Genomic DNA, 21,948 nt, shown 5'->3' on the forward strand with positions numbered 1-21,948 from the left:
CTTACTCAATATCATTCCAAACTAGCTGTTCATCGTTCCCGATAGCTCTTGTTGCTTTTTTACCCAAAATATTATTAAAGTGTTCTGCGAGTATTTTTCCGGTTCCCGGACGTTTTACCCAGATATTTTCTTTGGTAAAAACTTCTCCTGCTGCAATTGGTTTGATAGAACATACTGTAGCAAAAGCAAAATCAATCGTTACCTGTTCCTCTTTTGCGGGTTCTTTGCTTCCACCTCGCATTTGCCAGATTTCATTGCTGCCTGCAATCAATTCTTTACAGGCTGTTTCATCCATACTGCAAACAATATCCGGCCCTGTACGATTCATGTGGTCTGTAAAATGCCGCTCTAAAATAGAAGCTCCCAGAGCCACAGCTCCCAGGCAGGCGTTATTATTTAGCGTATGGTCACTCAACCCGAAAACTTTATCCGGAAAAGCCTGATGCAGTTCTGTCATCGCTCCAAAACGCACCAAATGGATGGGTGTTGGATATAGATTCGTGGTATGCAAAAGCGCAACGGGAATGTTGTACCTGTCAAAAATAGCAACGGCTTTTCTGACACTTTCAATCGTGTTCATTCCGGTACTCAATATGACCGGCTTTCCAAAACCGGCAATATGTTCCAGCAATGGATAATTATTACATTCTCCCGAACCTATCTTATAGGCCGGAATATCAAATTTCTTTAAGCGTTCTGCCGCAGCCCGCGAAAAAGGCGTTGAGATAAAAATCATGCCTTTGCTTTCTACATATTCTTTTAACTCCAGTTCTTCGGCTTCATTCAGCGCACAGCGTTCCATGATTTCATAAATAGAAACCGTTGCATTTCCCGGAACAACCTTTTTGGCTGCTCCGCTCATTTCGTCCTCAACAATATGCGTCTGGTGTTTTACAACTTCGGCTCCTGCTCTGTGTGCCGCATCAACCATTTCTTTGGCAACGGCAAGCGAGCCTTCGTGATTGATTCCTATTTCGGCTATCACCAACGGCGGATAATCCAATCCTATTTTTCTTCCTGCGATTTCTATGTAGGGGTTCATTATATCGTATTCTGTTTTATTTATTTTTTTGGTAGATGTATTCAGCATAATCAAAATCATCAGCCGTATCAATATCGACTTGGGCAAAGACATGTTCTACCTGTAGAGGATAGGCGTTTTCGCTGATAATTGTATCTTCTAAAATCAAATCGGATTTGCAGATATAGAGCAGTCCGTTCTCAAAGTAGAGCGGTTCTAAATCCTGGCTTCGTTGTCCCGGTTTATAATTAAACGGTACAAATTTATTGTTATTTATTTTTCCAAGTTTATGGTGACTGCGTGTTACCGTAAAAAGGCTTTCGCATTTCTCCTTTTTATAGATTTCAATAGCCTGCTTTAGCAATTTTTCCGGACGTAACGGATTGGTAGGCTGTAACAGAATTACCGTTTCAGGTCTTGTTTTTATAGATTCAAGAACATGTTTTAAAGCTGTTACGGTAGGTTCGTGATCACCTGCCAAATGCGCCGGCCTATCAATTACCTCTGCACCATATTCCAAAGCTGTTTTTTTTATTTCAGGGTCGTCAGTACTTACAAAAATGGCATCAATACTATCCGGATTTGCTTTTGCATATAAAATGCTGTGTGCTATCAACGGAAGCCTGTCGAGCAACATCAGGTTCTTCCCGGGTAGTCTTTTTGAACCGCCTCTGGCCGGAATTATGGCTATCGTTTTCATCGTCCTAAACTTTTTTTAGCTTCTGCAATTCTTTCGTTCATGCCTTTATTCCACGCTGTTTTTGAATAGAGTTCTTCGGAAAGTGAAGGATATTCCTCCTTCTCCAACAAAAATTCGTCTATCGCATCTACCCATTCGGCAATAAAATGGGGGTTTTCAATCAGTCTTCCTAAATTACCATACTGTAAAACTTCCGGAACACCGCCCAAAGCAGAGGCTATACTATAGCAGCCACAATGGAGTGCTTCAATCAGGCTTAGTCCGAAGCCTTCATGCCATAAGGTTGGAAAAAGATAGGCATCTGCTGCCTGATAATATTGGGGTAATTCATCATTCGGGATTTTCCCTAAAAAAGAAACTCCGGCAAAGGTTTTATCTCGTTTTGCCCCTATTACCAACAAAGTACAGTCTGTATGTTTCTCATAAATTCGGTTCCAAACATCTAATATCAGGTCTAATCCTTTTTTAGGTCGGTCCTGTGAACACCAGATAAAAACAGTTTTTGATGTCAGTCCTAATTTTTCACGTAACTTTTGTTTCTGTTCCGTTGAAACCTTAAAAAATTTGTTCTCGTCAATCCCATTGTGCAATACAGAAAAGCGGCAAGGCAATATGGTATAATAGTTTTTGTGTGCTTTGTAGCTGTCATGAGTTAAAAGAACCATTTCGTCTATAAACTCATAAAAACTTCTGCTTTCGAAATTGCCATAAAAAGGAGCAAAACCATGATAGAAAAATTGAATATAGCATTGGGTTCTTTTCCCTTTGGATTCCAAAAATTCCTGTAATGGTTTGATTATTCCGAAATTATCGACAATCTGGATGATATACTTTTCTCCTGATACTACTATTTTCTCAAGAGCTTCGATATAACCGATGTAATTATTCTTCTGATATTTTTTCTTGAGTTTGAGCGTAAGCGTCTGACTGACGATACCGTATTCCACATTCTGGAATTGTTCGTCGGACTGTTCGCAAATGATATAATCAATCGCATGGTCGCTATTCAGGTAATTCTGATACAGAGTAGTCCAGCTTCCTATTTTAGGATAAGGCAATGGGAGTTGTGATATCAAGATTACTTTGGCCATACCTATTATTTAAAAGGACATACGTCCATCAACTTATTTTGTAATTCTTTGATTTTTTCGGCTTTCGGAAGTGAATCTGTTTGGCTAAAAAGTAATTCTGTCTGGTTATTGTCCTGAGCTTTCGTCAGAAATTCCGGCGTATAATTTTCAATTCCAACCGATTCAAAATAGTCCTGATATTTGATTCCGTCTCCAAAAACATTTTCGGAAAACTTTACCCAAACTGCCGGAATCTGATAGGCATGGGCTACTATGACTCCGTGTAGCGATGAAGACAGTATTTTTCTGCATTTCAAAATCTGGTTGGTCACACTTTCCACATCATTGGTCATCAAGTCTATAATCAGAACATTCTTATGGTCTTTATATAGTTCTGTAACGATTTGGAAATCGGCATAATGCGGAATTATCCCCAAATCATATTGCACCTCCCTTTCCGGATTATAAAATACCGGTAATAAAAGCGCCGGGTCTCCGTAAATTTCCGGAACATCATATCCCTGTGCTATCAGATGCTTGCGTGTTTGCGGTCCTCGAACGGCTAAAAATACGGCTTTTTTTATTTTATATTCTTTTGAGATAATGCCACTTCCCCAAACCACACATTTTCCACTCACTTGTGTCAGAATACTTCCCGCTGTGAAATACACGGTTTTAAATCGGTCTAAAAATGAACGTTTTTTAGGATGTGTCCAAACGGCTTTCCTACCGGAAATTTTTTCGACTAAATAATGGCCTACTGAATCTCCGTAGTTTTCCTTTTTCTTACCGGCGAGCTGGATTTCGCTCCACCAAAAAAGCCTGATATTTCCGTTTTGGGACATGAACCGGTTTAGGTTTTTATTTTAAAAATGATAGTTTTCAAATCTTCTTTGACCTGATAAATGTAGGGTTTTGTATGGTAAAATGAAACGATATGCAACAGGATTTGGTCATTGATTTCTTTTAGGCTGTAAAATTGCGGAACTTTTTTGCCCATTTTTTTCTTAAGCCTGTATTTGAAATTGTTTTGAACAGGGTTTTCTTTTATCTCTACTGCCAGAATCCTATTCATAGAATTCGGTAATTGCTGATAAAGAAAATAATCAATCCGCTGTTTTTCATTCGACAACAAAGTGACAGGAAATGCCTGCAATTCTTCCCATTCTGCCTTGTCCATTATATGCCCCCAATCTTTTGTATTGACCTGGACTATGTTTTCTTTTTGGTTATGGAACAGATGCTGTTGGTTTATTTCTACAATTCCGGAAAGTTGTAATTCCTTATTGAGTGTTTTGGCTTCCCTTTGGCGGTAATTTGGGTGCCATTGGTGCAGCATCAATAGCTTTTTATCATAATAATTCACTTTGCATCCCGCATTTTTCAGTCGATTGTGAACATCCGTATCTTCGGCTCCCCAAAAATGGAAAAACTCATCAAATCCGTTTATTTTTTTAAGACAGGAAACCGGAAAGAGCGTCATTCCTGTAGCTTCTTCATTGGTTTTGAAGTTAACCTGGTAGGATTCAAAAGCCACATTCTTTTTTGTTTCGCTTTCTGAAAGAAACCCTACCTGAAAATAAGTGGCTGAGGCTTTATCTGAACATTGTTCTAAAACTGAAGTAAATTCAGGATGGAAAATCATATCGACATCGGCAACAAAACAATAGCCTTCCTCCAGCTTTTTTATGGCATAGTTTAAGGCTTTGCATTTATTCCAGGGTTGGTTTTTGGCGTACAGATAAACATAGGAAGCAAAATCATATTTTTCAACCAAAGCTTTTGCTTCTGCTGCAATTCCATCTTCAGAACCATAATCTATAAACACTACATTGAAGTTATGTACTTTTTGTTGTGCCAACGAATCCATAGAACGCTGTATGCGCTGTATTTCTCGGTTTCGATATGGGTAGAGTAGGGTTATCATGGTGTTATTTTAAAAGCTTCTCGCCTTTTCCAATAATTTTCAGTGAAAAATAAGCTAAAAATATTTTAATCCAGCGTTTAAAAATTCCAAAATCAAAAAAAGACAGTTTCCGCAGCAGTTTCATCAAAGCTTTCAGGCCCTGATTGCTTGAAATTACATAGGGCAAATATTTCATCATTGCCTTAAAAAAATGCAGCTTCAGGTCTTTTGACAGCTTTCCTTTTTTTTCCAACAAGGCTATCAATCGGATAACGCTATGCAGGTGCGAGATTTTTAGCCTGGCATTTTTCCTATTATCAATATGTGATGTTATATTTTGCGGATGTTTCCTATAATAAGTAAGATACTCATCAATAACTTCAAGTTTGGGCTGTTCAATGAGCATCCGGGCATAGAAATCGCTGTCCTGTCCGGCAAGAAGCTCTTCATCAAAAAGTTGCTTTCCTTTCAGGAAATTCCCGTTCCACATAATATCCGGCAAATACCAGGAAGTCTTTAGTTTTAAAAAATCTTCGAGTGTGGTTTCAGTCAGAAATGTTCTGTTTTCGCGTCCCGTGATATTTTCTATGCTATTTTCAAACATCATTGTTTTAGAAATGATGCCATCGAGCCCGCTATTGGTATTTAGGGCAATGACTTTCTTATGGATAAATTCGGAATGCATAATATCATCGCTGTCAAACCAGTTTATGAATTCTCCTTGCGCCATTTCAAACCCATAATTACGACAGGCATTGGCTCCTTTTAACCTATCTGAAGGTCTTTTATATAATTTAAATCTTGGGTCCTGGCTGATAAATGCCGATACAACCTCAACGGAATTGTCTGTTGAATGGTCGTCCACCAGAATACATTCCCAATCTGAAAAACTCTGTAAACGGATGCTTTCAAGGGTTTCTGCAATGAGATGTTCCCGATTGTAAACCGGAATCAGTATGGAGACTTGCGGCTTCACGAATTGGATGCTTTTAGAATCAGACCATTCAGTATATCAATATGCCTTTTCATTGAAAAGTTGGAACGTATATTCAATCTTCCTTTTGCTCCCATTTCTTTTGCCAACTGTTTGTCTTTTAAAAGAGATTTCATGTGTTTTGCCATCGTTTCAACATCATGCTCTTCAAACAGTAGTCCGGTTTCACCATCAATAATCACTTCGGGTATTCCGGCATGTTTGGATGCTATAACCGGTAATCCGGCCGCACTCGATTCCAGAACAGCCAATGGAGTTCCTTCCATATCACCGTTTTTTGCCGTGATGGAATGCTGTACAAAAGCCAAAGATTCTTTCAGGTAATTTTTAATTTGTTCGGGAGTTACAGCTCCGGCAAACTTTACGGATTTTTCTATCTGATAATAGCGGCAAATGTTTTCGCAGGTTTCTAATAGAGTGCCGTCTCCGCATAATACCAAAGTGGCTTCCGGAAATTCTTTGAGCACTTCATTAAAAGCCAGCAAGGTATAATAGGGTGCTTTTTTACCGGTAAATCTGCCAACAGAGAGAAACTGTGATTTTGAAAAAGCAGGTTCCAAATCAAAAAATATGTCGCTTGGACCGTATATGTTTTTTACGATTTTTTCTTTTGGACAGCCTATTTCTAAAAGCTTTTTATGCATGACTTCTGACACCACTATTACATAGGTGGCATAACTGAACATGGCTGCATATTGCTTTTCAAATTCTTTTAGGGTAGCATGTGCAGAAGCATCATAACCGTGAAAATGGATTATCAGGGGCAATCCGGATTCTTTTATGACATCAATAAATTGGGCTGCCGTTGTTCCGTATTCAAAAAATAATACGTCAATCCTGTTTTTTTTCCAGGAATTGAGCAGGGCTTTTTTTTGTGACTGCAGTTTTTTAGAAGAAACGGCATCTATTGCCTTTCCAATTAATTTTTTGGTACCGCCTAGCACCTCACCTTTTCCTTCTAATTTAATATTTGAAGCCGTTCCATAATAATAACTAACGTTTCCGTCAAGCAAATTTTTATGAGCCTCAATGAATGTTTCAGAATAGGCATTCTGTGAAGGCGTTACTATGGCAATATTTGGACTGCTGCTTTTCAATGGTTATTTAATTTTAAAAATACTCAGTACTTTTTTCTTGTATGTCTTTATAATTTCTTTGCGATGATAGGCTATAATCTCATTCAAATGGGTCTGATAAACACCAAAATGGACCTTAAAAAAACGCATAAGCCGTATCCGGTTTTTATGATAGTCTATAATTTTCTGACCTGATGTTACTCCTCTTTCATTTTTTCTGTAAACTGCCATTATTCCATCAATAAACCTTAGCTTTCCTTTTGCCGAAATAATGGAGAACAGGGCCATATCTCCACTTTTTACTTTTTCAAACCACGTTGGAAATTCTAAAAAACGCTGTCTGAAAACAAAAGAACAGGTATGGAACAGCGCCAGTTTTGAGAATGTGTCTAACTGCGTAAAATCATGTTTGTCATATTCCCGCCAGGGTTTTGGCTTAAAGTCCGGAACCATTTCGTTAATGACAAGAACATTGTGGAAACAGCCGGCATATTCTTTATTATTATCTAAAAAAGTAATCTGCTTTTGAAGCTTGTTTTCATCTGTCCAATAATCATCTCCCTCACACAATGCTACATATTCGCCCAAACATTGTTTTAATGCAAATATAAAATTAGGCATCATTCCCAGATTTTGCTCATGAAAAAAATATTTAATGAGCGAGCCTTTTGGATGTGATTGTATAATTTCTTTTATGACAGCGTCGGTAGTATCAGTAGAACAGTCATTGGAAATTATAAGTTCCATATCACAATCTATATTTTGCATCAAAACACCTTCTATAGCTTCACGAATATAATTTTCGTGATTGTATGTTATCATGCAAACGCTAATTTTCATAATGTTGAATTAGTGATTTGGTAGTTTACTGCATTTTTAAGCTGCAATCTTTCTATTTCTTTCCGATATAAAGCACACTCCCTGAGGTAATGCCGTATTTTTTAAATACCGATTCGCCAAAGTAATCCTTATCCAGTTCTTCCAGATTGAATCCGACAGATTTAATTCTTTGGATAAAATCGTTTTTACTGTATAGTCTTTCGTGGTCGTCCTGTCCGAAATATTTCCAACGTTCAGAAACGGTATAGCGTTTATCCTTTTCTGCTTCAAAACTTTTTTCGAGTCCCAGGTTTATTGGTGCCATTAGTATTGCAACTCCGCCTTTTTTAAGCACTCTATAGATTTCGCTCAAAGCCTTGATGTCGTCAGGAACATGTTCCAGAACGTGCGAACATATAACCAAATCCCATGAATTATCAGGATAAATATCCATTGCCTGTATGTCTACATTGTCATCAACATCTTTCATAAATAAATCTGCCGACCTGTAATTTTGTGCCAATACCTTACTGTTAAGGTAATTTTTCAAATGTTCTGTAGGGGCAATATCCAAAACTTTGACCTCTTTAGATTTTGAAAAGAAATCATTCAGATATAAGGCATACAGTCTCGAACGGTCTGAAGCAGCACAATTGGCGCACGAATATTCAAAAAGGTTTAGGGTTTCAAATAAAAAAATGGAATGGATAAATCCTTCTTTGGCAAATGTCCTTAAATATTTCTCGGGTAATGGATTCAGTCTGACGTTATCCTTACCGCAAACGGAACATGAAAAATTGCCTTTGGGAGCTGTTAGTTTTTTTTTAATTTTTCTAAGAATGTTCATCTTATATTTTTTTGAAATCCCAATCAATTAGGTTTTGAGGCCTAATAGCCCCAATCCATTTTCCATACCAGGCAACATCTCTTTTTTCTTCAAGATAAGAAATGTTCAGTACGTTATATTCGTTGCATAGCGGTTTAGAAGAATCTTCCACAAGCAGAACTCTAACCGAATAGGTATCGGTATTCATCAGGTTTTTTGGTATTACGGTACTGATGACATACCTGCCTTTTTCACAATTATAGGAATCTGAAACCACATTAAAAACAGGAACTTCGGCACTGGAATATACGACCATGCTTATGTTCAGTTTTTTGGGCGCTTCACCAAGATTTTCGATTACAAACTCTATTTCCAGGTCATTACTAATGAATATTGACTTTTCTTCTGTTTTGGCTTTGACACTGATGAGTTTGCAAACATTATTTCCGGGAGCTTTTTCCAAAGGCCATACTTTTTCTAAAACATTGGAGCTTTTTTCCGCTTTTAAATATTCGTCAATGGTGCTTTCCGGTGAGCCTGAAAAAACAAATCTTCCATTATCTATCAGTACAGCCCTGGTGCATAAACTCTTTACCGCTGCCATATTGTGGCTCACAAAAAGTACTGTTCTGCCCTCACCTCTGGAAATATCCTGCATTTTACCAATTGCTTTTTTCTGAAATTCTGCATCACCAACAGCAAGCACTTCGTCTACGACCAAAATTTCCGGTTCTAAGAATGCTGCTACAGCAAACGCCAAACGTACGGTCATTCCGGAACTGTATCTTTTTACCGGAGTATCGATATAGCGTTGACATCCGCTGAATTCTATAATTTCATCTATTTTCGACCTGATTTCCTTTTTGGTCATTCCCAGAATGGCTCCATTAAGATAAATATTTTCACGGCCGGTCATTTCACTATGGAAGCCCGTTCCTACTTCAAGTAAAGAGGCAATACGTCCTTTTGTTTTTATGACACCTGTGGTAGGAGCAGTAACCCTTGAAAGGATTTTAAGCAGTGTTGATTTTCCGGCTCCGTTTTTACCTATGATACCTAAAACTTCGCCTTTCTGAACTTCAAAACTGATGTCCTGCAAAGCCCATACATAGTCTGATGTGCCTTTTGAAGTACGGTCGTTAGTATCACCCACTTTAAGATATGGGTCTTCTTTTCCGCGAACGTTTGCCCACCAACGGTTAAGATCATGGCTGAGTGTTCCTGTCCCAACTTTGCCCAAACGGTATTGTTTTGAGATTCCTTCAGCTTTTAGTATTATTTCTTTGTCCATTTCGTGGTAGAGACTTAAAATATTGCGATGTTGATATGCATGCCAAATATAGGAATAAGTAATTTAATTTGCAGACTGTAAGAGTTCCAAAAGCATTTTTACAAAATGATTTTTTACTGTTATATTCCGTTTTAAAAACAACTAATTATTAAATATATGTTATAAATTTGCAATCAAATTTTTAAACACACGACTTTGCTTTTCTTTTCTAAAAACAAACCGATTCTTAGGGATCTGATTGAAAATTATACCGATATCCATTCCCATCTGCTACCGGGAATTGATGATGGTTCCAAAAATTTCGAAACCACGCTTTCGCTTATACAATCATTACAGAAAATAGGATTTGAACAGTTTATAACTACTCCACATATCATCAAAAACATTTGGGACAATTCACGAAGCGGTATAGAAACACTTTGTGCCTCTACTACAGAAAAGCTTTCTAAAGAAAATGTAAATCTTCCCTTTAAGGCAGCAGCTGAATATATGATGGATGATTCCTTTTCAAAATTGATGGAATCAGAAAAACTGCTTACGCTTAAAGACAATTATTTGTTAGTTGAAATGTCCTATATCAATCCGCCAATGCAGTTGTATGATATTATTTTTGACATCAGGATTGCTGGTTATCAGCCTGTTTTGGCGCATCCGGAACGCTATATTTTTTATCACACCAATTTTGAGGAATACAATAAGCTGAAAAAAGCAGGCTGTATGTTTCAAATGAACCTGTTGTCGACAGTAGGATATTATGGTTCAGCGGTAGCTAAAGTGGCTCAAAAGCTTCTTGAGAAAGGAATGATTGATTTTACGGGATCTGACCTGCATCATGAAAATCACTTGAAAAGCTTTGACAAAAAACTTGCCTTTTCTGACACTGCCGCTTTAAAAGAAGCGATAAGACGCAACGATTTTTTCCGGGTATAATTTATTCTTTTATGCTTAGCGATTCTGTGTCTTTGTATGAAATAGTTGCTCACAAAGACGCAGAGCCGCCAAGTTTTGAAATGCTGTGTATTTTATGAGCACACTGTTTAATATCACTAATTTTAAAAAGAAAGCCCTTTTTTAAAAAAAAGGGCTTCTTTATTTTTATTTCTTAAACAGGGTTTTATACCACGGTTTTACTTCTACATCAGCTCCATAGCCATAACCGTAACCATAGCCATAACCTTTATTCATTACTTCTGTTGCATTTAGCACCAAAGACATGTTAGGCAGCTTTTTTTGGTTGTAGAACATTTCCGGTACGTGCAGGAGTCGTTTGTCAAGATAATTTGCCCTTACTACATAGATAAACGCATCGGCATTCTTAGCAATAAGTAACGTATCCGTAACCACGCTTACCGGAGCCGTATCGACGATTATGTAGTCGTAAGTCTCTTTAAGTTCGGCAAACATCTTGTTTATCTTGTCGTTCATCAAGAGTTCTACCGGGTTTGGGGGTATGACTCCTGAAGACAATACATGGAAATCTTCAAAATTATCCAACCTGGTTATGTAACTGGACAAATCTTTATCCTGTTTTGAAAGATAGTTGGTAACTCCTTCGGATCGGATTGGAATATATTCAGCCAGTTTCGGATTTCTGATATCCATTCCTACCAGCAATACTTTTTTACCGGACAAAGCAATTGTCCCTGCAAGATTTACGGAAATAAAAGTTTTTCCTTCTCCCGGAATTGTCGAAGTAACAAAAATAACCTTTCCTCTTTCAGTACTTGTTCCGGTTAGCATAAATTCCAGGTTAGTCCTGACAATACGTATGGCTTCCGCAGAACCTGAACGGCTGTTGGTATTGATCATTTCTTCATGAGAATCTGATTTTGGAACATCTCCCAGGAATGGAATTGCCAAACGTTTTTCGATATCCAGTCTGCTTTTGATCTTAGTGTTCAGCAGTTCCTGCAAATAGATAATGGCTGCAGGTATAGCCAATCCTATTACCAAAGCAATAAGATAAATCATGCTTTTTTTTGGAGAAACCGGAATTCCAGAGAAATAGCTGGAATCAATAACTTTAGCACTTTGCTCGGTTGCCGCTAAAGTCAAAGCTGTTTCTTCTCTTTTCTGAAGTAGGTATAGATATAAAGCCTCTTTTACTTTTTGCTGTCTGTCTATAATCCTGAATTCTCTTTCTAAGCGAGGCACTTTTGCTTTTTTGTTTCCTAAAACCGATCCTTGCTGATCCAAATTCTTTTTGGTAATAGTTAAAGAAGATTGCATTCTGGCCAGGCTTTGACTTATGTTTGACTTCATAGCCTGGATTTTCTTGGCAGCATTAACCACTACCGGGTTTTCAGCTGTGGCACCGGCAGCAATTCGATTATACTCGATTACAAGCCTATTGTACTCCATTATCAGTTCTGATGCTTCAGACTGTGTCGAAAGGAGATTACTAGGAATAAGATCTCCAGGTCCGCTTGAATTTAAAAACTGACGCATTGATGCCACTACATTCAATTGGATTTCTGTTTCTATCTGTTTCTTTTCATACTCAGAAGCATTTTCAAGAAACATGGTAGCCTCTGTGGGGATATCAGTAAGATTGTTTTGTTTTTTAAAGCCCTCTACATCTTTTTCCACATCAGTAAGTTCATCTGTTATCAGTCCAAGACGTGTAGAAATAAATTGCGAGGTCTTTTCTGCAACTAAGTTTTTATCTTCAATTGCATCATCATTGTAAATTTCTACTAAAGTATTCAAGAAATCAGCTGCTCTTTGTGAGTTTTGATCTACTACAGACAGTTCGATGACACTTGTGTTTTTTCCAACAGGAGATATCCCTAAAGCTCCTCTGTAATAAGTCGTCATCGTTTCAACAGGATAAATATTACAATCTATTGAAAATGAACTTTTATCTGCAATATCGACTTTGGTAACTGAAAGAGTACCTTCTGGGATTTTGATAAGACTTCCATAACTAAAAGTTCCCAACTCTTTATCTTCCGTTTTAAAAAGCTTAAACTTATTGGCATTTACTGATTCAATCGTAAAGGTATGTACTTCTTTTTTGTACTGCTCATTTGCAGGAGAATAAACAACTACAATAGGCGATGCTTTATACAATTCGGATGATTTAACGCGGCCATGACTCAAATAATGAATATTCAGATGCAGCTTGCTTACGGTTTTTTCCGTTAGCGTTCGTGATTTTAGAATCTCAACTTCATTATCGACATTACTTTTGGATGTACCTACTCCAAGATCAGACAAAACTGAAAGTTCAGAAGCCAGGCCACCTTTCTTATCATCTTTTACCAAAATAGTAGCTGTAGCTTTATATAAAGGGGTACTATATCTTAAGTACAAAAAAGCCAGACCTAATACTACGATAACTGAAAGCAAAAACCATTTCCAATGAACGAGATATTTTTCTATCTGTTCTCTTATATTAAAATCTGATTCGTGGTTTTCCTGTGATATTTCTTGTTTATTATTCATCGTTTACTATCGTATTGTTAAGGCTATTATCGTTACAAGAATGGAAATTGAGGAAAGAACAATGGCAGTATTTGGTCCAACCACAGAAGAATTTACTTTAGTCTTGTTTGGTTCTACATATACTACGTCATTCTGCTTCAGGTAATAAAAAGGAGAATTCAAAAAATCTGCTTTTGTAATATCTACTCTGGTGGCTTGTTTTTTTCCGTCCACTTCACGGATAACTAAAATATTATCTCTTTTACCATAAACAGTCAGATCTCCTGACATGCTCAATGCTTCAGTCAGTGTAATTCGTTCACTTGTAATGTTGTGAATTCCAGGTTGTGTTACTTCTCCCTGAACTGTAACCTTATAATTTAATATTCTAAGATTTATAGAAGGTTTTTTGATGTATTTTTCAAGCTCATTGGTTATTTTGGCTATCGCTTGTGTTCTGGTAAGACCACCTATTTGGATAGATCCCAATACCGGGAATTGGATAAATCCTTTAGAATCTATCAAATAACTATTCATACGCATCTGCTGGTTCTCAAGCTCAGTGGTAGATTGCATGATGACAGATGGTAAATTAAAAGGTGCCGCTACTTCGGGATTTTCAGCCATGACAACGATCATTAACAAATCGTCAGGTTGTAGTATCGTTTCGTATGAGGATGAGCTTTCAAGATTAACAAGCTGGTCAATATTCTGATAATAAGCTACATTCTTTCTCGAAGCGCATGAGAATATGAAAAGGGATAAAAAGAGTAAGATTACAGGCCTAAAATAATTCAACTTTTTCATATGGTTTTTAATGCAAAGATACTATTTAACAATTAACAGGCTAAAGAAAACTAAATTTGCCTTACATGATTATTGTCTAAAGTTTCAAAAATAGAGTTCATACTTTTAAATTCCGGAACAATCAGCTTCATTTTTGCCACAATTTCTTCATTTGAAGTAATTTCTGAAATTTCGATAAGGTCATGGATGGCCATAGTAACCGCTTCATAATCATCAAATATTTCTTCTGCAATCATTATCTTTTCATGGTGTGTTGGCAATGTCTTGGCGGTATCGTTTAGCAATTCTTCATAGAGTTTTTCACCCGGACGAAGGCCAACTATTTTTATCTTTATCTGTTTGTCTGGCGCAAATCCTGCCAACTTGATCATCTTTCTTGCTAAATCGATAATCTTAACCGGATCACCCATATCAAAAATATAAATCTCACCTCCATTACCCATTGCTCCAGCCTCAAGAACCAATTGGCATGCTTCTGGAATTGTCATAAAATAACGGATAATATCTGGATGTGTAATTGTAACCGGACCACCTTCTTCTATTTGCTTTTTAAAGAGCGGCACGACAGAACCATTAGATCCCAGAACGTTTCCAAATCGGGTTGTTATAAATTTTGTGCCATTATATTCAGCATCATTCTTATATTTATAATTCAGAGACTGAACATACTTTTCAGCTATCCTTTTACTAGCTCCCATTACGCTACTTGGATTTACGGCTTTATCTGTAGAAACCATAACAAATCGCTCTACTTTATGTTTATGAGACAAATCAGCCAGAATTTTTGTTCCCAAAATATTAGTAAATATGGCTTGGGAAGGATTTTCTTCCATTAACGGCACATGTTTGTATGCTGCAGCATGATATACAACCTGTGGCTGATAAAGCTTAAATACCTGTTTCAATACCTGTTTGTTCCTTACATCCGCCAGTATATTATGTATCCTGATATTGGGATTGCAATTGGCAATTTCAAGCGAAAGGTTATGCAAAGGTGTTTCTGCCTGATCGAGAATCACAATAGTTTTTGGTTCAAATCCAATTACCTGCCTTACTATCTCACTTCCTATTGAGCCGGCAGCACCAGTTACCATGATTGTCTTGTCCCGCAATTGCGAAGAAATAGAATGCATATCAAGAACAATAGGCTTTCTTTCCAGCAAATCCTGGATTTCGAAACTCTTGATATTCTTGGAAATTTCTTCCTGATTTTCCCAATCGGTAATCAGAGATATTGTATACACCTTATAGTTGTATTCCAGGCATTCATCAACGATAGCCAGTCTTTCTTCTTTTGTCAACGATTTGTCAGCAATAATAAGTGCTTCGGCACCCACAGAGCGCATCACAACCGGCACACGTCTCTTAAGCTGTAAGATTGGCAGATCCAGAATTCTTTTTGAGCTATTCTGGTTGAATTTATCAATAAAACCGAGCAGTTTGAATCGGCTTGGATTTTCTGACCTCAAGGCATTTGCCACCGCTATTGCATTATTATCAAAACCATAAATCAAGGCACGCATCTGCCCCTCTTTTCTTGAAATACTAAGATATTTTTCAAAAGTCTGCTTTACGACTATTCTATAAAAGAACAGAAAACAGAAAGAAAGAACACCATTGATAAAAATTCCTGTATTTAAAAATATCTTGTAATCATGGTCCAACAGGAATACGAAATTGACAAATACGAGCGTGATTAAGGCACAAAACTGCGCAAAGAAGATTTTAACCGCATCTATGTAGGAAGAGTGCCGTATAATTCCGGAATAGGTACGAAAAACCCAAAAGAAAAAAATGTTTACCGAAAAATACAGCATAACCCCATAAAAGAGGTAACCATCAGGAATATAAGTCAGCTTAATTCCTTTTAAGAGAAGATAAGTTATTAGCCCAGCAGCAAAAACAATCCCCAAATCTAACAGCAAAACTACCCATCTGGGAAGGTATCCCAAATTCTTAAAACTAAAATTCAATTTTAGTCCTGACATTGCTGTTAACAAATCAGTTCTAAAAGATTTCTTGTCCAAATTCTTTTCTATTTATTGGTTAAACCTTTTGGGGGGTTTTAATAGTCTGGTCTATTTATTTGACAAAGTTATGTAAAAAAGAAGTATGTTAAGCAAATACTAAAATTTTATGGCTTTATTAACTGTTTTTGTTAAACAATTGTTTCATTACAGCCTTGTCAGCACTATACAACAATTCTTTTTAAAAATAATGATAATTTTCTATTTATGTTTTTTATTAAAAAACTGATTTAGAGCGATTGTAATTCTACTTTTTTCCTCTTCCGTCATATTTGATCCTGAAGGCATGCACAGACCGTCATCAAATAGCTTTTCAGAAACATTTTTACCATAGTATGGATACTTTTCAAAAACAGGTTGCAGGTGCATCGGTTTCCACAATGGGCGGCTTTCTATATTTGCCTGTTCCAGTGCCAGCCTCAAATCTTCACGAGTCTTTCCTCCTGTTTTTGAAGGGTCAATTACGATGGCAGAAAGCCAATGATTTGAAAAATAGTTACTATCAGGCTCACAAAGCACCGATACTCCATCAATATCCTTGAAATAATCCTTGTAAAACTCGTGCATTTTTCTTCTTAACCCCACATGCTCTTCCAAGACTTCCATTTGCCCTCTTCCTATTCCAGCACAAATATTGCTCATCCTGTAATTATAACCTACTTCGCTATGCTGGTAATGTGGAGCATTGTCTCTGGCTTGAGTGGAGAGAAATACAACTTTATCTTTTAATTCTTTGCTTTTCGTTACTATAGCACCTCCACCAGAAGTAGTAATAATTTTATTTCCGTTAAATGAAAGAACGCCAATTTCTCCAAAAGTACCACATTTCTGTTTTTTGTAATGGCTACCTAATGCCTCAGCACTGTCTTCCAAAACGGGGATTTCGTATTTTTTAGCAATCGCATGAATTTCATCTACTTTATAAGGCATCCCATAAAGGTGTACAGCTATAATAGCTTTGGGTTTCTTTCCTTTGGCAATTCTGTCGGTTATTGCTTCTTCTAAAGCAATCGGACAAAGGTTCCATGTTTCTTTTTCGCTATCAATAAAAATTGGAGTTGCTCCCTGATACATTATCGGATTGGCCGAAGCTGAAAATGTCATACTTTGGCAAATAACTTCGTCACCTGCTTTGACGCCTAAAATTACCAGCCCTAAGTGTAAGGCGGCAGTTCCGGAACTCAAAGCCCCGACATAAGAATTCTGTCCGATAAATTTTTCTAAATCTTGCTCAAATCCGGTTACATTTGGTCCGAGTGGCGCTACCCAGTTTGATTCAAAAGCTTCATTGACATAATTCTGTTCGGTACCCCCCATATGCGGAGAAGAAAGCCATATTTTTTGATTGCTCATTTTATATTTTTTATTTTTCTGTATATTTTATAATTCTGCCCGGGTTTCCCACAACAACAGCATAGTCTTCAACATCTTTTAACACTACTGCTCCGGCTCCGACAATTGCCCATTTGCCAATCGTAACACCTTGTATTACGGATGCTCCAATACCAATATGTGTTCCTTGTCCTACTTTCACATCCCCAGCCAGTGAGGCATTTGGCGAAATATGGGCATAATCGCCAATATTGCAGTCATGGTCTATTACAGCGCCTGTATTAATAATACAATGTTTTCCAATAACTGAGTCCGGGTTTATAATAGCACCAGCCATTACGACCGTCCCTTCTCCAACAGACGAATGTTTGGAAAGTATTGCCGTTGGATGTATTACTTTATGAAATTTGGCGCTGATTTTTTCAGAGATCATTTTGCGGACCTTATTATCCCCAATGGAAATGGTTAAAAGAGTGTTCTTAGTGATTTTAAAATTCTCCGCTTTAACCACAGGAATTTCAAAGACATGCTCTTTCTTGGGATTATCATCCAAAACAGCCTCTACGGTATCTCCCTGCAGGAAAACGGAATCCATAATTACTTTGCAGTGCCCACTTGCTCCATATAATACAATACTATTCTCCATTAAAAGGTTCTATTGTGGCAGCATCTGCTGCATTTATACCTTCACTTATTATCACTTTTTTCACTGTCATAAAAAGTATTTTCATATCTAATTTAAAAGAGATGTTATCAACATACCAAACATCCAGTTCAAATTTTTTATCCCAACTGATGGCATTTCTGCCATTCACTTGAGCCCAACCGGTAATTCCTGGTTTTACTTCGTGTCTTCTGTTCTGAAAATCCGAATACAAATGTAAGTAGTGCACAAGTAACGGCCTGGGCCCTATGAGGCTCATATCTCCTTTTATAACGTTTATAAGCTGCGGAATCTCATCAAGTGAAGTCTTACGGACAAAGGCTCCAATTTTGGTCAAACGATCAGCATCAGGAAGCAATTTCCCTTGCTTGTCCTTCTTATCGTTCATAGTCTTAAACTTGACTATTTTGAAAATATCTCCATTTTTTCCCGGCCGCTTCTGTACAAAAAATGGTTTCCCTTGATTGGCAAAAAACAAAAAGATCGTTATTACCAAAAATATGGGCAACAAGCATATAAATCCCATCAGGGACAAACTAAAATCGATTATTCTTTTTATATATCTTTTATAGATCATGTACTAAATCAGTTTTTTAGCAACGAATTGTAATATTTAAGCCATAGTCCTGTCAGGATATTTTTGGAAAAATGTTCTTCAACATATTTCCTGCCGTTTATCCCAAGATTTTGTCTTAAGGCACTATCCTTTATCAAAACTTCCATCTGCTTATAAATGGAATCTACATCATGAGCTTTATGTCTTAAACCTGTAACATTTTCGATAATAGTATCTTTAAGTCCGTAGGTATCACTGCACAATATTGGTCTTCCGCAAGCTGAAGCCTCAATTATACTTAAGCCGAATGCTTCCCTATGGCTAGGCAGGCAAAAAACATCACCTACTTGCATTAGGTTTTCGGGTTTATCTGTAGAACCATACAAAATATAAGTTCCTCGGTCTAACTCCGCAATGATTTTTGCACTTATATTCTCTTCATCCGGCCCAATTACCAACAGCTTTGCTTCCGGATACTTTGCATTGATTTTTTTAAAAGCCTGAACCAGATCCATTATGCCTTTGTCTGTATTTAATCTTCCGAGAAACATGAAAACGAAGTCTTCTTGAGAATAGTTCAATTCGGACCGGATTTTTTCTCTGATTTCATTTTTCAATGAGAATCTTGAAATATCAATACCGCTTATTGTTCCTTTCCCTAACACGATTGATCTGTTAGGCTTGATAATTTTGTTTTCTATTAAAAAATTTCTTTGTGGCTGTCCATCAACAATTATATCTGTACTTAAAGCTACCACAAATTTATCCAAAGTCATCAGAAATTTTTTAAAGACTCCTTTTTTAGTGTGCCAGACCTGTCCGGTAAAAAAATAAACTCTCTTCTTTACGCCTACAATCTTACTGGCAAGAATACCTATAAGACCCGCTTTGGGTGTAAACGTTGTCGTTATATCAAAGTTGCTCTTATTGAGATAACGAATCAACAGAAACAGTGCCTTGATATCTTTTAACAGGCTGATTTTTCTGTAAATGGGTATATGTTTTACTTCTTGTAAATATTTATTTGAATAATTTTTAATTTCCGGATCATCCAAATTAGCTACTAGGTAAACATCATAATGTTCCGAAAGCACCTCAAAATGGTTTTCCAGAAAAGCTTTTGCTGTATAGGGAGTCGATACTATAAAACATATTTTCTTTTTCATAGCGCTAGTCCTTTTTTAGGGCTTCCAGATTATCCTCAAAATTCTTTAGCACGTCCTTTTTATTATGCTTTTCCTTTCCAAATTCCCACGCTTTTAAGCCTTTATCATTTAAACTTTCTGTATGGTTAATCAGATCTTTTAACTTACCTAAAACTTCCTGATTATTGTTTGCTGTAACACCAATACCATTATCATGAAGGTATTTGATTGATGCAGCTTCTTTCCAACCCATTGCAAAGATAGGTTTTCCTGCTTCTAAATAGTCTACTATTTTGGTAGAGAATGACAGCGAAGTAGCCAGCATTTGCTGTTTTTCAAAGGATTCTACATGTACGAGTATATCGCCATTATTTAAAATTCCCGAAATTTGAGAATACGGAACTTTGCCCATTATTTCAACCGATCCGGAACTTTCTAATCTGTGCCTTACTTCTGGAGTAATTTCATTTGCCGTATACAAATATAATTTTGCCTTAATCCCATCTGAATTAATCTTCTTTAATGCGTCGGCTATGGAAAACAGGCTATGAATTCTTCCATAAATTATATTGCCCGTATAGATTAGCTTTAAAGGGACATTTGGAGAATGTGTTTGTGGGAAATTTGTAAAATCTCCTGTTTTATATAGAATATCAAAATCGAGGTTATAGATTTTTTTATAAACTCTGGATTGTTCATCAATGATGCAATAGTTTTTAGCTGCCAGCCGTATACTTTTGTCCATGTGTTTCCGAAGAACATATCTGTTGATCCAATACAAAGGCGACCAGGAATATTGCCTGTAAGTAACCAAATCATCGCAGTGAAAATATACAACTTTTACACTTGATTCTTTTTGGACAAATTTTAAAATGTCATGCATGTAAAAGGAATCATAGGAAGGCGAATAAATAACATCAGGATTAAAATCTTTAATAAAATCTTTCAACTCTTTGCTTTTCCAGTTTACTATTTTCCAAAGCAGTTCCCTACCCCATAAAAAAATATGGAATCTGTTTTTTCTAAAAAAGTCATAGATTTTCTTTTCATTCTGCTCATCTTTGACTTCAGATATGGCTAGAGCTGCTTCTTGTCTCTGAACCTTTATACCCGCCACAGGAGCTTTCCGCAGGAGTTTTTTCAGAAGAAGGCTTTCTGAGATTTTGAAATAATCTGAACAAATCTTGTTGTTTGGAATTTCGTCTCTGCAGTATATATTGGCAATATTCTCCGCATCCCAATTTTGAAAGAGATTAGATAAAGTATTTCCGCTATTGTTCGTGTCATTCCAGGAATCACGACTTATTACTAAAACTTTGGGCTGTTTTTTCATTCCTTGAGATTTACCAATAACAAGCGCCTTCAATAGCTTCTGCTTTTTTAGGCTTTTCTGTTTCTAAAGGGCGAATCCAGTTTTCGTTGAAAATTTTTTCAAATATCGGCTTGTAATTTCCTTGTTCCCAACGACTGCCTTTTATCCCGAATAATAATTGCGTTGCTCCTGCCAAATGTATCGCCTGCTTGTTCATCTTTTTCACCCTTGCTGCCAAAGGAAAACCATAGGCACCACATCCGATAATGGCTATATCAAAATCAATCTTTTCAATTTCTCTTGTCATATAATCCAACGCATCAAACCAGGTTTCAAATCCTTCCGGCTGATTGCCTGCTATTGACTGAACTGCTTTGAATGTCTTTAATTCGAATTCCGGTAAGATTTCAGAGCCGGGAAATAGCAGTTCTCTTTTTTTATATTGCAGTTCGATTGAATCCTGAAATGGGTGTACAACCAGTACTTTCTTTCCTTTTAAAGCCGCACTCCATGGTTTTTCAGAAAACCAGGGTTCCAAATTTCCTAGTGTTGTAATTTGGGATTGAGGAGCAAAAGTCCCGATGATATAATCTTCTAAAAACCAATTCCAGGCTCCAAGAATATCAACTTGCTTAGCGGCAGTTTCCATTTCATTTACATATCCTTGCAAAAGAGAAACATCTTTAGGGAAAAATCCAGCATTGGAACACAAATAATTGAATTTTAATTTAGATATGGGAGCACCTAATTTTTTGTGCAGGTAATAACTCGCCAAAATATCATTTTCACACCCTCCGTATCTACCGGCCATGAATGATTTACCAGACATGATTCCTTCGTAGATAAACTTATTTGCCTGTTGGATATCTAAAACTTTTTTACCAGCCACAACTTGTCCCTGCGGAACGCTTTTCTTTAAAAACCGCACCGTGGAGTATTTGTAAACTGTTTTAAAAAGGCTTTTTATAAAAATCAT

The 21,948-nt window shown here is 36.9% G+C and carries 20 protein-coding genes; 1 reads left to right on the top strand and 19 read right to left on the bottom strand.

The genetic code is table 11. From position 1 onward, the window contains the following. Position 1: 1 nt before the first annotated feature. The 10 genes from B0G92_RS14665 to B0G92_RS14710 all read right to left on the bottom strand — a co-directional run bounded on the left by B0G92_RS14665 (position 2) and on the right by B0G92_RS14710 (position 9,703). Positions 2 to 1,042 carry an N-acetylneuraminate synthase family protein gene (locus B0G92_RS14665; RefSeq protein WP_101472901.1) on the bottom strand — a complete coding sequence of 347 codons (1,041 nt, stop codon included), beginning with the start codon at positions 1,040 to 1,042 and terminating at the stop codon, positions 2 to 4. Between the two features lie 16 nt (positions 1,043 to 1,058). After that, positions 1,059 to 1,721, bottom strand: a complete 663-nt coding sequence (locus B0G92_RS14670; protein WP_101472796.1) for an acylneuraminate cytidylyltransferase family protein — start codon at positions 1,719 to 1,721, stop codon at positions 1,059 to 1,061. After that, a complete protein-coding gene (locus B0G92_RS14675) occupies positions 1,718 to 2,812 on the bottom strand; it encodes a glycosyltransferase family 4 protein (RefSeq protein WP_101472797.1) in 1,095 nt (364 codons plus the stop codon). The genes B0G92_RS14670 and B0G92_RS14675 overlap by 4 nt, the downstream gene beginning before the upstream one ends. Before the next feature lie 5 nt (positions 2,813 to 2,817). Beyond that, positions 2,818 to 3,636: a polysaccharide pyruvyl transferase family protein gene (locus B0G92_RS14680; protein ID WP_101472798.1), complete on the bottom strand. Its 819-nt coding sequence runs from the start codon at positions 3,634 to 3,636 to the stop codon at positions 2,818 to 2,820. Positions 3,637 to 3,644: 8 nt separating this feature from the next. Then, positions 3,645 to 4,718, bottom strand: a complete 1,074-nt coding sequence (locus B0G92_RS14685; RefSeq protein ID WP_101472799.1) for a glycosyltransferase family 2 protein — start codon at positions 4,716 to 4,718, stop codon at positions 3,645 to 3,647. Positions 4,719 to 4,722: 4 nt separating this feature from the next. Beyond that, the gene (locus B0G92_RS14690) at positions 4,723 to 5,673 is read right to left on the bottom strand and encodes a glycosyltransferase family 2 protein (RefSeq protein WP_180326458.1); all 951 of its coding nucleotides are present in this window, start codon (positions 5,671 to 5,673) and stop codon (positions 4,723 to 4,725) included. Beyond that, positions 5,670 to 6,788 (bottom strand): glycosyltransferase family 4 protein, encoded by a 1,119-nt coding sequence (locus B0G92_RS14695; protein WP_101472801.1) that lies wholly within the window; start codon positions 6,786 to 6,788, stop codon positions 5,670 to 5,672. Before B0G92_RS14695 ends, B0G92_RS14690 begins: the two co-directional genes overlap by 4 nt. A 3-nt stretch (positions 6,789 to 6,791) precedes the next feature. Then, the gene (locus B0G92_RS14700) at positions 6,792 to 7,589 is read right to left on the bottom strand and encodes a glycosyltransferase (RefSeq protein WP_180326459.1); all 798 of its coding nucleotides are present in this window, start codon (positions 7,587 to 7,589) and stop codon (positions 6,792 to 6,794) included. Between the two features lie 70 nt (positions 7,590 to 7,659). Beyond that, the gene (locus B0G92_RS14705; protein WP_101472902.1) at positions 7,660 to 8,433 is read right to left on the bottom strand and encodes a class I SAM-dependent methyltransferase; all 774 of its coding nucleotides are present in this window, start codon (positions 8,431 to 8,433) and stop codon (positions 7,660 to 7,662) included. Between the two features lies 1 nt (position 8,434). After that, positions 8,435 to 9,703: an ABC transporter ATP-binding protein gene (locus tag B0G92_RS14710; RefSeq protein WP_101472803.1), complete on the bottom strand. Its 1,269-nt coding sequence runs from the start codon at positions 9,701 to 9,703 to the stop codon at positions 8,435 to 8,437. 195 nt (positions 9,704 to 9,898) lie between these two features. Here B0G92_RS14710 and B0G92_RS14715 point away from each other — a divergent pair, with 195 nt between their 5' ends. Next, a complete protein-coding gene (locus B0G92_RS14715) occupies positions 9,899 to 10,633 on the top strand; it encodes a tyrosine-protein phosphatase (RefSeq protein ID WP_101472804.1) in 735 nt (244 codons plus the stop codon). A gap of 165 nt (positions 10,634 to 10,798) precedes the next feature. Here the strand turns inward: B0G92_RS14715 and B0G92_RS14720 are convergent, their stop codons facing one another. From B0G92_RS14720 to B0G92_RS14760, 9 genes are all read right to left on the bottom strand, one after another. Next, the gene (locus B0G92_RS14720) at positions 10,799 to 13,150 is read right to left on the bottom strand and encodes a GumC family protein (RefSeq protein WP_101472805.1); all 2,352 of its coding nucleotides are present in this window, start codon (positions 13,148 to 13,150) and stop codon (positions 10,799 to 10,801) included. A 6-nt stretch (positions 13,151 to 13,156) separates the two neighbouring features. After that, the gene (locus B0G92_RS14725) at positions 13,157 to 13,936 is read right to left on the bottom strand and encodes a polysaccharide biosynthesis/export family protein (protein ID WP_101472806.1); all 780 of its coding nucleotides are present in this window, start codon (positions 13,934 to 13,936) and stop codon (positions 13,157 to 13,159) included. A 50-nt stretch (positions 13,937 to 13,986) separates the two neighbouring features. Then, positions 13,987 to 15,924: a polysaccharide biosynthesis protein gene (locus B0G92_RS14730; RefSeq protein ID WP_101472807.1), complete on the bottom strand. Its 1,938-nt coding sequence runs from the start codon at positions 15,922 to 15,924 to the stop codon at positions 13,987 to 13,989. Between the two features lie 240 nt (positions 15,925 to 16,164). Next, complete coding sequence (locus tag B0G92_RS14735; protein ID WP_101472808.1) at positions 16,165 to 17,316, bottom strand: DegT/DnrJ/EryC1/StrS family aminotransferase; 1,152 nt, start codon at positions 17,314 to 17,316, stop codon at positions 16,165 to 16,167. A gap of 10 nt (positions 17,317 to 17,326) precedes the next feature. Next, positions 17,327 to 17,929, bottom strand: a complete 603-nt coding sequence (locus B0G92_RS14740; RefSeq protein ID WP_101472903.1) for an acetyltransferase — start codon at positions 17,927 to 17,929, stop codon at positions 17,327 to 17,329. A gap of 1 nt (position 17,930) precedes the next feature. Further along, positions 17,931 to 18,533, bottom strand: a complete 603-nt coding sequence (locus B0G92_RS14745) for a sugar transferase (protein ID WP_101472904.1) — start codon at positions 18,531 to 18,533, stop codon at positions 17,931 to 17,933. 11 nt (positions 18,534 to 18,544) lie between these two features. Continuing rightward, positions 18,545 to 19,681 carry a glycosyltransferase family 4 protein gene (locus B0G92_RS14750; protein WP_101472809.1) on the bottom strand — a complete coding sequence of 379 codons (1,137 nt, stop codon included), beginning with the start codon at positions 19,679 to 19,681 and terminating at the stop codon, positions 18,545 to 18,547. A 4-nt stretch (positions 19,682 to 19,685) separates the two neighbouring features. After that, entirely contained in the window at positions 19,686 to 20,993 is a 1,308-nt protein-coding gene (locus B0G92_RS14755; protein WP_143395052.1) for a glycosyltransferase family protein, read from the bottom strand. A gap of 10 nt (positions 20,994 to 21,003) precedes the next feature. Next, a complete protein-coding gene (locus B0G92_RS14760; RefSeq protein ID WP_101472811.1) occupies positions 21,004 to 21,948 on the bottom strand; it encodes a hypothetical protein in 945 nt (314 codons plus the stop codon).

The sequence above is a fragment of the Flavobacterium lindanitolerans genome, from assembly GCF_002846575.1.
Lineage (GTDB): Bacteria > Bacteroidota > Bacteroidia > Flavobacteriales > Flavobacteriaceae > Flavobacterium > Flavobacterium lindanitolerans.